Origin of the sequence: Phaeobacter sp. JH20_08, assembly GCF_048056635.1 — a bacterium.
Taxonomy (GTDB): Bacteria; Pseudomonadota; Alphaproteobacteria; order Rhodobacterales; family Rhodobacteraceae; genus Phaeobacter; species Phaeobacter bryozoorum.
In genome coordinates this window covers 14,970-27,723 of the sequence record NZ_JAYMVV010000008.1, presented here as the reverse complement: position 1 = coordinate 27,723, position 12,754 = coordinate 14,970, and the positions used below count along the sequence as shown (strand labels likewise).

Sequence of the window (12,754 nt, the reverse complement as noted above, 5' to 3'; positions counted from 1 at the left end):
CTAGAAAATCACCGAGAGCCACTCAGGTGAGAAAATAGAAAGGCCGCTCCAACCGGGGCGGCCTTTTTCTATGCGATGACGCTGGAACAGGGCAGGGGGCGACCTGACCGCCAGGCCTCTAGCCATGTCTATCTGCGCGGAGGCTGCCCGACGGCCCGGTCGGCCGTGTCCGTAATCTTGTCCAGCGAAGCCTGCAGGCTCAGCCGCAGCGTCTCAACCTGCTCATCGCTTGGCTTCTTCGGCACCTCATCCGTCCATTCCTGACAGAGGAGAACACCACGTGAGAACGGCAGAGGCAGCATCTGCTGATCCCAGGTTGGCAGCTTAATCACTTTCCGTTCTGCAAACGCGACAGTGAACACACGGCATCCGGTCATCCGCGCCCAAGTGATCGGTACGCCCGAGGAAATACGAGCCGGCCCTCTTGGTCCGTCAGCGGCAATGCCTATAGAACACCCCTCCTTGGTGCGGCGCAGGACTTCGCGGGACAGTGCCACATGGCGTTTGTGGCTGGACATCGGGATGGTCTCAAACCCCAGACGCACCAGAATCTGTCCCGCCAGCCGCCCGGCCCGCGCCGCAGAGGTCAGCGCGCAGATCCGGCCCAGAGAGGTGTCAAACAGATAGGGGGCCATGATCAACCGCTGGTGCCAGAGCACAAAGATCACCGGCTCTCCAGAGGCGACACAGGCATCCATTTCCTCGAACCCGCGGCGCTCCCAGCGCGAGGTGCGATGGGCGAATCGCACATATCCCGCCAGCAGGGCCTCGACGGCGCGGTTCACTTTCGGACTGTCGGCGATCTTTTTGCGCAGGCTCACTCTGGGATCTTTCCTCTGGACATTTTTCTCTGTCATACTGAAGCATGGCGAGTGGGGCCAGTCATCGCGGGAGGACGCGCGGAAATCCGGGCGATTTCGTTGATTTCCCTCTTGCCAGCCGCGCAGCTCTGGCTTAGGAACTGCCGCACCGTAGGGGTATAGCTCAGTTGGTAGAGCGACGGTCTCCAAAACCGTAGGTCTCGGGTTCGAACCCTGATGCCCCTGCCACTCTCTCATCTCAGGCAGAAGACATCCCAGCTCGGGCCTCATTTCGATTGGCCGCCCAGCAGCTGCGCCTGTCCGCTCTCTCTCGTCGTGGATCAGTCCCGCCGGATCCAGTCCATATGGCAGGCAAAACGCCTCCGCCGCCTTTCTGGGGCGGGGGAAGCGTTGGGTTTCAGGGTGAAGATTGCCCTGATCAGGCGGCGTGAATGGGCGTGCCTGCGGTCTGTGCCGCGCTGTAGCTGTCGGTTGGTTTTGCAGGCACCACATCCTCGGCCGGAACCGTCACATGCTGTGGCAGCAGTGCGTCGCTATGGCGGGCAAAAACCATGTCCAGCCCGCGTTCCAGATCCCGCATGTAGCGCGTGGTATCAAACAGCGGTGCTTTCGTCTGCATCAGCCGCAGTTTGCTGCGCAGTGCCAGCAGCTGATCCCGGTCCTCGGCCAGTTCCAGCGCCCGTGCCTCATAGGCCTGGGGCGTGGTGGTAAGCAGGTCTTCCATGTCGGCAGCGGCCAGCAGGCTTGCGGTGGTGCGGGCAGCGAACTGGCGCCCCGCCATTGTCAGCACCGGTAGCCCGGCAGCCAGTGCGTCGCGCGCTGCCGGACCGGCATTGAGGGTGAAGCTGTCCAGGAACAGATCTGCGACCATGCTGCGCGCCATACGCTCCTCGCCGGTGCTGGCGGCGGCAAAGATCACGCGATCCGGGTCTACACGGCGGTCGCTTGCGGCCTGTCGCAGTGCAGCCTGTGCCTCTTCTGGGTAGTCCGGGAGCCACAGAACGCTGCCCTCCACACGGGCCAGCAGGCGCATCCAGATATCAAATTCACGTGGGGTTAGCGCATGGCTAGCGGTAAAGCTGCAGAAGACGAAGGCATCATCGGGCAGGCCGCAGTCGCGTCGGCTGAACTGGTGGCCGGAGAGGTCCTGCAGGGCTGTAATACTCTGATAGCTGTGCGGCATGCGGATCACATGTTCCTCGAAATAGCGCTCGCTGCCGGGCGGGCAGGTAACCGCATCGCCGAGGATATAGTCATACGCCGGAGTGCCCATGGTGCCCGGAAAACCGGGCATGGCAATCTGAACCGGCGCGATCCGGGCCGAAAACACGGTTGCGTCGGCTTCGTGGGTATAGCTGGTCAGGTCAATTGCGATATCCAGCTGATCCGCGATGACCTGTGTCTTGATGGTGGTTGCGGACAGTCCGCGGATATCGCGGTGGTGGACGCCGACCAGATCCGCGCGCGGTGCGCTGGCCCCATAGACGTAAAGCGCGAATCGGCTCTGATCGTGGCGGGCCAGCAGGCTGTCGAGCAGTCGCAGCGCATCGAGATCCTGGGCCGAGCTGACGAAATAGCCGACACGCAGCCGCTGTGGGCGTGTTTCTGCCCTCGGCCGTTGCGGCGCCGGGTCAGATTGCGGGCGGGAGCTGGCATGGGCCTGCATCCGGATGCGCAGTAGGTCTGGATTGTCCTCAAGCGCGATCTGCGCTTGCGGGGCGCAGGCGGACCCACGCAGCCCAAGGTGCCGACGGTGCTCCTGATATTCGTCCAGCCAGCGCCAATCGCACAGCTCCGCCATCAGGCGCAGTTTCTGGGCGCGGGCGCGATCGTCATTGGGGCGGGCCAGCAGAATCTGGTCCAGATGACGGATCGCCTCGCTCTGCTGGCCGATCATACCGGTGAGCTGGGCAAGATTGTACCGCGCTTCCAAGAAGTTCGGGGCAAAGCGCGCGGCCTGACCATAGAGGTCGCGGGCGATCCCCATGTTCCCCAGCTGACGCTGGATATTGGCACGGTTGTAAAGCAGTTGCGCGTTGTCAGGCGCTTGATCAATCGCGGTGGCGAAACACTGATCGGCCTCGATGATGCGATCCTGCTCCAGCAGCGTGTTGCCCAGATTGTTGAGCGCGGGCAGGCAGGTCGAATCCAGTGTCAGAGCCTTTTTATACAGGGCAATCGCATCCACTGGCCGGTTCTGGCGCCGGTAGACATCACCCATCGCGGCAAAGGTCGTGGCGGAGGTCGGGTTCAGCTCGCAGGCTTTGTTCAGGCAGGTCGCCGCTTCATCCAGGGCGGTCTGCGCAAGATGGCAGCGGCCCAGCAATTCCCACAGGAATGCTGATCTCCGATGGCTGTTCAGCAGCTCTGCGCAACGGGTTGCGGCCTGCTGGAAATGTCCATGCTGAAACAGCGCGGTCAGTTGCTCCTGATGTTCTGGGTCCAGCTTCGCATTGTCTTGCGGTGGCAGCCGCCGACTACGGCCAGAGAGCTTGCTGGAAATCTGCATTGTCAGCGGCGGGGTTGCCTGCGCTTCGCGCTGGGTGGCAGCCCCTGCCGGGGTGGTTTGGCTCAGGCTGGTCGCCTGCTGATCGTTCTGTGCGAGGGTCATGGAATCCTATCTCATAATCGCGCTCGATAACGGGCAGGGCGCGATGTGCTGACATCTGCGGTGCCCCATGGCGGATATTTATGGCCCGCGAAAATTAAGATAGAATTGATTGCTTCTCGGTGGATGCTGCGGCGCGGACCTGAAGAACCCGCCCCGAGCCATCGGTGAAGGTGCAGCAGGGCTTGAAATTGCCATGGTCTGCGGTTAAATCGCTGCTTGATTGCAAGCAGAGAGAACCCCGCCTCATGGCCACCACAAACCCCGTCCAGTTCATCCAGCAGGTTCGCGCCGAAGTTTCCAAGGTCGTCTGGCCGACCCGCCGTGAGGTGCTGCTGACCACCGTGATGGTGTTTGTCATGGCGGCGTTGACGGCCGTGTTCTTTGCCATCGTGGATATCCTGATCCGCTTTGGGCTTGAGGGCATTCTGGGCATGTTCGGCTAAACCCGTCTGGCAGCCCCGATCGCGCAACCCGTTGTGGCGAAGGGCAGCTTGGCTTCGCAATTGGCGGCTCACCTCTTGATCTTGGACTCCCGGGGCGGTAGGTGAGCGATTAACTCTGACGTAGGCGTGTGGCGATTCGTGTCGCGCGCCGCTTTTTGTTAGAGCGCAGCCCCAAGGCTGTATCTTATTTTAGCAGTGGCCCGACGCACTTGTCGGCCAAGAGACACAAGGACGATCAGGTTCATGGCGAAACGGTGGTATTCGGTCAGCGTTCTTTCGAACTTCGAAAAGAAAATCGCAGAGCAGATCCGCACGTCGGTCGCAGAGCAGGGTCTGGAAGACGAAATCGACGAAGTTCTGGTCCCCACCGAAGAGGTGATCGAAATTCGTCGCGGCAAGAAAGTCTCTACAGAGCGTCGCTTCATGCCCGGCTACGTGCTGGTGCATATGGAAATGTCCGATCGCGGCTATCACCTGATTTCCTCGATCAACCGCGTCACCGGTTTCCTCGGCCCGCAGGGCCGTCCGATGCCGATGCGCGATGCCGAAGTGCAGGGCATCCTGGGCCGCGTTCAGGAAGGCGAAGAAGCGCCGCGCACGCTCATCTCCTTTGAAGTGGGCGAAAAGGTCAAGGTCAACGACGGGCCGTTTGAAGATTTCGACGGCATGGTCGAAGGCGTCGACGACGACAATCAGAAACTCAAGGTCACCGTGTCCATCTTTGGCCGGGAAACCCCAGTGGAATTGGATTTCACTCAGGTGACCAAGCAGGGGTGATTGGGTTGGCGGGCAGGTTGCCCGCGCTACGGGATTTGAGGCGCCGCGTTGGGTTCAACGCGGCGTTTTTTGTTTGGTTGCGAAGAGGCGATAATTGTTAAGCGACTAAACCCTGCTGATACTCTGGAGGGTTAGACGGAATGGAGAAGTTCGCGAATTTCTTTAACAGAAAGAGGTGCTTCGCGTCTTGAATGAGCAATTCTGTGACAGTTTGGGCAAAGACAAACCAAATCATCAAGTGAGTTAATCACTGGCCCCGTGGAAGCTGACAGCGGTGTAAGGTGGTGTACGTCAATTATGTAGTGACCGTTCGACACTTCCTGATGAAATCCGCACGCTTGGCATGTGAACTCGTCTTTTTTCTTTCTTTCCTGAATCAAAACTTGGTCTCTAAAGCGACGCAAATATTTTGTTTCCTTTAGGATGCCCTCTAGTCCCCAAAGATACAGGCTTTCATCGGAGTTTTCTCGTTGCTGCTTAGAATTCGAGAAGTATTCGCTTCTTAATCCCCAGATGCCCTTGTTGGCTCCTGCAACGGCGTAAAAGACGTCTGGAGCATTTTTTGCATCCATTCTCTTGCGGCTGTTTGAATCGGAAGAATGCCGCTGCACGCAGTCCCGGATGGTTTCTCGGGACTTGGTTGTCCAGTCCAGCCCTTTCAGTTGTCGAATTCTCTGTGCTTCAGGGTACACTTCATTCCAATGTGCTTCACCTCCGAGAGACATGTAGGTCTCGATGAGGGTTTCGACCCAAGTACCTTTCTTGATCTCATTCATGACGCATAGCTTTCTCTATTAGGCTGTACTCCAAATGCAGAAGTATTCGCTTGTTAGGGATAACGTGCAAGTCGCAAGGTACAGAGCAAGTGAGGCTTATAAAGCTCGTGAGTGTGAGTTCTTTCGTGCCGTTTCATGAGGCCCCGCCCACTTGCCAACCCGGCCATTCCCCTGTAAACGCGCCCAATCGTCTTCGGGCGAGATTCTCTCGTGGGAGATGGAGGGATCGCGATCCTGATATCGGACCACGCAACATACATAGGGTGAAACGCGTTTCACCCGAGTTGAAAGGAACACCAAATGGCTAAGAAGCTTGTTGGCACAATGAAGCTGCAAGTGCCCGCCGGTAAGGCAAACCCATCCCCGCCGGTTGGCCCGGCACTGGGTCAGCGCGGCATTAACATCATGGAATTCTGCAAGGCGTTCAACGCCAAGACTGCAGACATGGAGCCCGGCGCGCCGTGCCCGACCGTGATCACCTACTATCAGGACAAGTCCTTCACCATGGACATCAAGACGCCGCCTGCGTCTTACTACCTGAAGAAGGCCGCCAAAGTGAAATCCGGCGCGAACAACCCGTCGCGCGAAACCGTGGGCACCGTCAGCGTTGCTCAGGTGAAGGAAATCGCCGAAGCAAAAATGAAAGATCTGAACGCGAACGACATCGAAGCCGCGATGCAGATCATCCTGGGCTCTGCCCGCTCCATGGGCATCGAGGTGAAGTAAGATGGCTAAGCTCGGTAAACGGACCCGCGCTGCGCGCGAAGCTTTCGCTGGCAAGGACAACCTGTCGGTGGAAGAAGCGGTTGCCCTGATCAAGGCAAACGCAAACGCAAAATTCGACGAAACCGTCGAAATCGCCATGAACCTCGGCGTTGACACCCGTCACGCAGACCAGATGGTTCGCGGCGTGGTTGGCCTGCCCAACGGCACCGGCAAAGACATGCGCGTTGCTGTTTTCGCCCGTGGCGCGAAGGCTGACGAAGCCAAGGAAGCTGGCGCGGACATCGTCGGTGCAGAAGACCTGATGGAAACCATCCAGGGCGGCACCATCGATTTCGATCGCTGCATTGCAACCCCTGACATGATGCCGATCGTTGGCCGTCTGGGTAAAGTGCTTGGCCCCCGCAACCTGATGCCGAACCCCAAGGTCGGCACCGTGACCATGGACGTGAAAGCGGCAGTGGAAGCAGCCAAGGGTGGCGAAGTTCAGTTCAAAGCTGAAAAAGGCGGCGTTGTGCACGCGGGCGTTGGCAAAGCTTCCTTCGACGAAGCCAAGCTGATCGAAAACGTACGTGCCTTCATCTCTGCGGTTGCCAAGGCAAAGCCGTCGGGTGCCAAGGGCGCTTACATGAAGAAAATCGCTCTGTCCTCCACTATGGGTCCGGGCGTCACCGTTGACGTGGAAACCGCTGTTACCGAGTAATCTCGGCAGGCGGGGCGAGGGCTGACAGTGCGCCGAGTCGCATGTGTCAGAAACGCCGCATTGACGATAGACCGGGGTCCCTGATGGGGGCCCCGGTTTTGCCTTTTCGGGGGTGTCATTGTGGCGATCTCGGCTGATCCTGGCCTTGGTGGTCTTTCGGACGATTTTGCCCTTGGAAATCCCTAAAAATGGGACTAACTACGACCCCGAGATAAAGCGTGCGATTCGTCGTGCGCTTTATTTCATTTCGTCCAAGATGGTGGGTGGCCTGTCGATCGGGTCTTAATTTCCCTCCTGAGACGGGAACGACCAAAGGATCGAGGGAATTCCTACCCTCGGGTGATTTTGGCTCACCCCGTTAAAACGGACTTGAACGCCGGGCAGCAATGTTCGGCACATCAATGAGCCGGGATGCGCAAGTGTCCCTAAACTTGGAGAGAACTGTGGATAGAGCCCAGAAAGAGAGAGTGGTCGAGGAACTCGGCCAGATCTTCGAAAGCTCTGGCGTGGTGGTCGTAGCCCACTATGCCGGTCTGACAGTTGCAGAGATGCAGGATCTGCGGGCGCGTGCAAGCGACGCTGGTAGCTCCGTGCGTGTTGCCAAGAACAGGCTCGCCAAAATCGCCCTCGAGGGTAAGCCGTGTGAAAGCATGTCTGACCTGCTGACAGGGATGACCGTACTGACCTATTCCGAAGATCCCGTGTCCGCCGCTAAGGTGGCCGAGGATTTCGCCAAGGAGAACAAAAAGTTCGAGATCCTTGGCGGCGCGATGGGTGAGAACGCTCTGGACCGTGCCGGCGTTGAAGCCGTGTCGAAAATGCCTTCGCGCGACGAGCTTATTGCTCAGATCGCAAGCTGCATTGGCGCACCTGCTTCCAACATCGCTGGCGCAATTGGCGCACCTGCAAGCAACATCGCAAGCATCCTTTCGACCATCGAAGAGAAGGCGGAAGCTGCGTAAGCGGTTGGCACTGAATGACTGGCGTCGGGCATATGCCCGCACGTTGGAACACACACACTGTAAACGGAAAGAGCTGATAAAATGGCTGATCTGAAGAAACTCGCAGAAGACATCGTTGGTCTGACCCTGCTTGAAGCACAAGAACTGAAAACCATCCTGAAGGATGAGTATGGCATCGAGCCCGCAGCTGGCGGCGCCGTTGTCATGGCAGCTGGCGGCGACGCCGGTGGCGCAGCGGAAGAAGAAAAGACCGAATTCGACGTCGTTCTGAAAAACGCTGGCGCATCCAAAATCAACGTGATCAAAGAAGTTCGCGGCATCACCGGTCTTGGCCTGAAAGAAGCCAAAGAGCTGGTCGAAGCTGGCGGCAAGATCAAAGAAGGCGTCAGCAAGGACGAAGCCGAAGACATCAAAGGCAAGCTGGAAGCAGCTGGCGCCGAGATCGAACTGGCCTAAGCTACGCGATACGGGACAACATGGGGTGTCGGTTTCGACGTCCTCTGAACATCCCGGAAATTTGGCTGGGCCCGGTGAAAACCGGGTCCAGCCGAACCTGTCTTAGAAAGGGCCCAACTAAACGGGCGTTTTTTCAGGCGAGGTTCAAAGGATCGGGAGGCCGCCATTCGGGAAGGTGGTCATGAATTGATCCGAACACGCTGTCTCGTATGGACAAGGTGCCGGGGCCCGGCGGCATCCTTGTTCAGTGAGAATTGGAAAGGTGACATCTGACATGGCTCAATCGTTCCTTGGCCAGAAACGTCTTCGCAAATACTACGGTAAAATCCGCGAAGTCCTGGACATGCCGAACCTCATCGAGGTCCAGAAATCTTCTTACGACCTCTTCCTGCGCTCTGGTGATGCAGAACAGCCGCTCGACGGCGAAGGCATCATGGGCGTGTTCCAGTCGGTATTTCCGATCAAGGACTTTAATGAGACGTCGGTTCTGGAGTTCGTGAAATATTCCTTTGAACGTCCGAAATATGACGTCGAGGAATGTATGCAGCGCGACATGACCTATTCGGCTCCGCTGAAGGTCACTCTGCGTCTGATCGTCTTTGATGTGGACGAAGACACCGGTGCAAAATCGGTGAAGGACATCAAGGAGCAGGACGTCTACATGGGCGATATGCCCCTGATGACGCCGAACGGCACCTTTGTGGTCAACGGCACCGAGCGTGTGATCGTGTCCCAGATGCACCGTTCGCCGGGCGTGTTCTTCGATCACGACAAGGGCAAGACACATTCTTCGGGCAAGCTGCTGTTTGCCTGCCGCATCATCCCGTATCGCGGCTCCTGGCTGGACTTCGAATTCGACGCCAAGGACATCGTCTTTGCCCGTATCGACCGTCGTCGTAAACTGCCTGTGACAACCCTGCTTTATGCGCTGGGTCTGGATCAGGAAGGCATCATGGATGCCTATTACAACACCATCTCCTTCAAGCTGGAGAAGAGCCGTGGCTGGGTCACGCCGTTCTTCCCCGAGCGCGTGCGCGGCACCCGTCCGACCTACGATCTGGTTGACGCCGCCACCGGTGAGATCTTTGCCGAAGCTGGCAAGAAGGTCACACCGCGCGCCGTCAAGAAGATGATCGACGAAGGCAACATCAGCGAGCTGCTGGTTCCCTTTGAGCATATCGTTGGCAAATATGTCGCCAAGGATATCATCAACGAAGAAAACGGCGCCATCTATGTCGAGGCCGGCGATGAGCTGACCCTCGAGTATGACAAGGGCGGCGAAATCATCGGCGGGACCGTCAAGGAACTGCTGGATGCCGGTATCACCGACATTCCGGTTCTGGACATCGACAACATCAATGTCGGCCCCTACATGCGCAACACCATGGCGCAGGACAAAAACATGGGTCGCGATACCGCGCTCATGGATATCTACCGTGTCATGCGCCCGGGCGAGCCGCCGACCGTCGAAGCTGCCTCGGCGCTGTTCGACACGCTGTTCTTCGATTCCGAGCGTTACGACCTCTCCGCCGTTGGCCGTGTGAAGATGAACATGCGCCTTGCTCTGGACGCCGAGGACACTCAGCGCACCCTGCGCAAGGAAGATATCATCTCCTGCATCAAGGCGCTGGTTGAGCTGCGTGACGGCAAGGGCGACATCGACGATATCGACCACCTCGGCAACCGTCGTGTGCGCTCCGTTGGCGAACTGATGGAAAATCAGTACCGCGTCGGTCTGCTGCGCATGGAACGCGCCATCAAGGAGCGGATGTCCTCGGTCGAGATCGACACGGTGATGCCGCAGGATCTGATCAACGCAAAACCGGCTGCTGCTGCGGTGCGTGAATTCTTCGGCTCCTCGCAGCTGTCGCAGTTCATGGACCAGACCAACCCTCTGTCGGAAGTCACCCACAAACGCCGCCTGTCGGCGCTTGGCCCGGGCGGCCTGACCCGTGAGCGTGCTGGCTTTGAGGTGCGCGACGTTCACCCGACACACTATGGTCGGATGTGCCCGATTGAGACACCGGAAGGCCCGAACATCGGTCTGATCAACTCGCTGGCGACCTTTGCTCGCGTGAACAAATATGGCTTCATCGAAACACCTTACCGCGTCGTCAACGACGCCAAGGTGACAGACGAAGTCCACTATATGTCCGCGACCGAGGAAATGCGTCACACCGTGGCGCAGGCCAACGCGACGCTGGATGAAGACGGCAAATTCGTCAACGATCTGGTCTCGACCCGCCAGTCCGGCGACTACACCCTGGCACCGCGCGAAAGCGTGGATCTGATCGACGTCAGCCCGAAACAGCTGGTATCGGTTGCGGCCTCGCTGATCCCGTTCCTTGAGAACGACGATGCTAACCGCGCTCTGATGGGCTCGAACATGCAACGTCAGGCGGTTCCGCTGTTGCGTGCCGAGGCGCCGCTGGTCGGCACCGGCATCGAAGAGATCGTGGCACGGGATTCCGGCGCGGCCATCATGGCCAAACGCGCAGGCATCATCGACCAGATCGACGCGCAGCGTATCGTGATCCGGGCAACCGAAGATCTGGAACTGGGCGATGCGGGTGTTGATATCTACCGTATGCGCAAATTCCAGCGTTCGAACCAGAACACCTGCATCAACCAGCGTCCGCTGGTGAAAGTAGGCCAGGAAGTCCGCAAAGGCGAAGTGATTGCCGATGGTCCGTCCACCGATATGGGTGAACTGGCTCTGGGTAAAAACGTCGTCGTGGCCTTCATGCCCTGGAATGGCTACAACTACGAAGACTCCATCCTGATCTCCGAGCGCATCGCGCGTGACGACGTCTTTACTTCGATCCACATCGAGGAATTCGAAGTCGCCGCCCGTGATACCAAGCTTGGGCCGGAAGAGATCACCCGCGACATCCCCAACGTCGGTGAAGAAGCGCTGCGCAACCTCGACGAGGCGGGCATCGTTTACATCGGTGCCGACGTGGAGCCGGGCGATATTCTGGTTGGCAAGATCACACCCAAGGGCGAAAGCCCGATGACCCCGGAAGAAAAGCTGCTGCGCGCCATCTTTGGCGAAAAAGCATCTGACGTGCGCGACACCAGCTTGCGCGTGAAGCCGGGCGACTACGGAACCGTGGTCGAGGTGCGGGTCTTCAACCGTCACGGCGTGGAGAAAGACGAACGTGCGTTGCAGATCGAGCGTGAGGAAGTCGAGCGTCTGGCCCGTGACCGGGACGACGAGCTGGGCATCCTGGATCGCAACATCTACGCCCGCCTGCGTGGCATGCTGCTGGGTAAAACCGCAGTCAAAGGCCCCAAGGGCATCAAGGCCGGTTCCGAAATCACCGAAGAGCTGCTGGACACACTCAGCCGCGGTCAGTGGTGGATGCTGGCGCTGGAAGACGAGCAGAGCGCACAGGTCGTCGAGGCCCTGAACGAGCAGTACGAAGCACAGAAACGTGCTCTGGATGCCCGTTTTGAAGACAAGGTCGAGAAGGTCCGTCGCGGCGACGATCTGCCCCCGGGCGTTATGAAGATGGTCAAAGTCTTTATCGCGGTGAAGCGCAAGCTGCAGCCGGGCGACAAGATGGCCGGCCGTCACGGGAACAAGGGTGTGATCTCGAAAGTGGTGCCGATGGAGGACATGCCGTTCCTCGCCGATGGTACCCCGGTCGATTTCTGTCTCAACCCGCTCGGCGTTCCGTCGCGGATGAACGTTGGTCAGATTCTGGAGACCCACATGGGTTGGGCCGCGCGCGGTCTGGGTATCAAAGTCGATGATGCGCTTCAGGAATACCGTCGTTCTGGCGATCTGACCCCGGTGCGTGAAGCGATGCACCACGCCTATGGTGATGACGTCTACGGTGAAGGTATTGCCGATATGACTGAGACCGATCTGGTCGAGGCTGCCGGTAATGTGACCCGTGGCGTGCCGATCGCGACACCCGTCTTCGACGGCGCCAAAGAGGCGGACGTCAACGATGCACTGGTGCGCGCTGGCTTTGACACTTCCGGTCAGTCGGTCCTGTTTGATGGTCGTACGGGTGAGCAATTCGCACGCCCCGTCACCGTCGGCATCAAGTATCTGCTGAAACTGCACCACCTGGTCGACGACAAGATCCACGCGCGTTCGACCGGCCCGTACTCCCTCGTCACGCAGCAGCCGCTGGGTGGTAAGGCGCAGTTCGGTGGTCAGCGCTTTGGTGAGATGGAAGTCTGGGCTCTGGAAGCCTATGGCGCCGCCTACACCCTGCAGGAGATGCTGACCGTGAAGTCGGATGACGTTGCAGGCCGGACCAAGGTCTATGAATCGATCGTCAAGGGCGAGGACAACTTCGAAGCGGGCGTACCGGAATCGTTTAACGTTCTGGTGAAAGAAGTCCGTGGCCTCGGCCTGAATATGGAACTCCTGGATGCGGAGGGTGACGAGTAAGGGGAACAGGATTTTTCAAAAAATCTTGGCAGATTTCTTCACAGAAATTTGCCTCCCCCTCCAGCCTTTCG

10 protein-coding genes and 1 tRNA gene are annotated in these 12,754 nt (G+C 58.6%); 8 read left to right on the top strand and 3 right to left on the bottom strand.

The window, feature by feature from the left end; all coding sequences use genetic code 11:
• Positions 1–128: 128 nt before the first annotated feature.
• Positions 129–821, bottom strand: coding sequence for a lysophospholipid acyltransferase family protein (locus VWY75_RS09370; protein ID WP_416534722.1), 693 nt, complete (start codon positions 819–821; stop codon positions 129–131).
• A 152-nt stretch (positions 822–973) separates the two neighbouring features.
• On the opposite strand from VWY75_RS09370, the gene VWY75_RS09365 reads away from it, so the two are divergent.
• Positions 974–1,049, top strand: a tRNA-Trp gene (locus VWY75_RS09365).
• 190 nt (positions 1,050–1,239) lie between these two features.
• On the opposite strand, the gene VWY75_RS09360 is transcribed toward VWY75_RS09365, so the two are convergent.
• On the bottom strand, positions 1,240–3,432 hold the full coding sequence (locus VWY75_RS09360; RefSeq protein ID WP_416537592.1) for a tetratricopeptide repeat protein: 2,193 nt from the start codon (positions 3,430–3,432) through the stop codon (positions 1,240–1,242).
• A 245-nt stretch (positions 3,433–3,677) separates the two neighbouring features.
• Here VWY75_RS09360 and secE point away from each other — a divergent pair, with 245 nt between their 5' ends.
• Together secE and nusG are read left to right on the top strand one after the other, a co-directional pair.
• A complete protein-coding gene (gene secE, locus VWY75_RS09355; protein ID WP_008560174.1) occupies positions 3,678–3,875 on the top strand; it encodes a preprotein translocase subunit SecE in 198 nt (65 codons plus the stop codon).
• A 243-nt stretch (positions 3,876–4,118) separates the two neighbouring features.
• Entirely contained in the window at positions 4,119–4,652 is a 534-nt protein-coding gene (gene nusG / locus VWY75_RS09350; protein ID WP_014876030.1) for a transcription termination/antitermination protein NusG, read from the top strand.
• A 131-nt stretch (positions 4,653–4,783) separates the two neighbouring features.
• On the opposite strand, the gene VWY75_RS09345 is transcribed toward nusG, so the two are convergent.
• A complete protein-coding gene (locus VWY75_RS09345; protein WP_416537591.1) occupies positions 4,784–5,428 on the bottom strand; it encodes an HNH endonuclease in 645 nt (214 codons plus the stop codon).
• Between the two features lie 300 nt (positions 5,429–5,728).
• Between VWY75_RS09345 and rplK the strand changes: the two genes are divergently transcribed.
• The 5 genes from rplK to rpoB all read left to right on the top strand — a co-directional run bounded on the left by rplK (position 5,729) and on the right by rpoB (position 12,683).
• Positions 5,729–6,154, top strand: a complete 426-nt coding sequence (rplK, locus tag VWY75_RS09340; RefSeq protein ID WP_014876029.1) for a 50S ribosomal protein L11 — start codon at positions 5,729–5,731, stop codon at positions 6,152–6,154.
• A gap of 1 nt (position 6,155) precedes the next feature.
• Positions 6,156–6,854 carry a 50S ribosomal protein L1 gene (rplA, locus tag VWY75_RS09335; protein WP_340546574.1) on the top strand — a complete coding sequence of 233 codons (699 nt, stop codon included), beginning with the start codon at positions 6,156–6,158 and terminating at the stop codon, positions 6,852–6,854.
• 443 nt (positions 6,855–7,297) lie between these two features.
• The gene (rplJ, locus tag VWY75_RS09330; RefSeq protein ID WP_340546575.1) at positions 7,298–7,816 is read left to right on the top strand and encodes a 50S ribosomal protein L10; all 519 of its coding nucleotides are present in this window, start codon (positions 7,298–7,300) and stop codon (positions 7,814–7,816) included.
• A gap of 81 nt (positions 7,817–7,897) precedes the next feature.
• Entirely contained in the window at positions 7,898–8,272 is a 375-nt protein-coding gene (gene rplL, locus VWY75_RS09325) for a 50S ribosomal protein L7/L12 (RefSeq protein ID WP_340546576.1), read from the top strand.
• Positions 8,273–8,546: 274 nt separating this feature from the next.
• Positions 8,547–12,683 (top strand): DNA-directed RNA polymerase subunit beta, encoded by a 4,137-nt coding sequence (gene rpoB / locus VWY75_RS09320; RefSeq protein ID WP_340546577.1) that lies wholly within the window; start codon positions 8,547–8,549, stop codon positions 12,681–12,683.
• Positions 12,684–12,754: the final 71 nt, after the last annotated feature.

What these genes read in the sequence shown, in the direction of transcription:
- nusG (WP_014876030.1), top strand. Translation starts at nt 4,119, where the DNA reads ATGGCGAAACGGTGGTATTCGGTCAGCGTTCTTTCGAACTTCGAAAAG.
- rplK (WP_014876029.1), top strand. Translation starts at nt 5,729, where the DNA reads ATGGCTAAGAAGCTTGTTGGCACAATGAAGCTGCAAGTGCCCGCCGGT.
- rpoB (WP_340546577.1), top strand. Translation starts at nt 8,547, where the DNA reads ATGGCTCAATCGTTCCTTGGCCAGAAACGTCTTCGCAAATACTACGGT.
- secE (WP_008560174.1), top strand. Translation starts at nt 3,678, where the DNA reads ATGGCCACCACAAACCCCGTCCAGTTCATCCAGCAGGTTCGCGCCGAA.
- rplL (WP_340546576.1), top strand. Translation starts at nt 7,898, where the DNA reads ATGGCTGATCTGAAGAAACTCGCAGAAGACATCGTTGGTCTGACCCTG.
- VWY75_RS09360 (WP_416537592.1), bottom strand. Translation starts at nt 3,432, where the DNA reads ATGACCCTCGCACAGAACGATCAGCAGGCGACCAGCCTGAGCCAAACC.
- VWY75_RS09345 (WP_416537591.1), bottom strand. Translation starts at nt 5,428, where the DNA reads ATGAATGAGATCAAGAAAGGTACTTGGGTCGAAACCCTCATCGAGACC.
- rplA (WP_340546574.1), top strand. Translation starts at nt 6,156, where the DNA reads ATGGCTAAGCTCGGTAAACGGACCCGCGCTGCGCGCGAAGCTTTCGCT.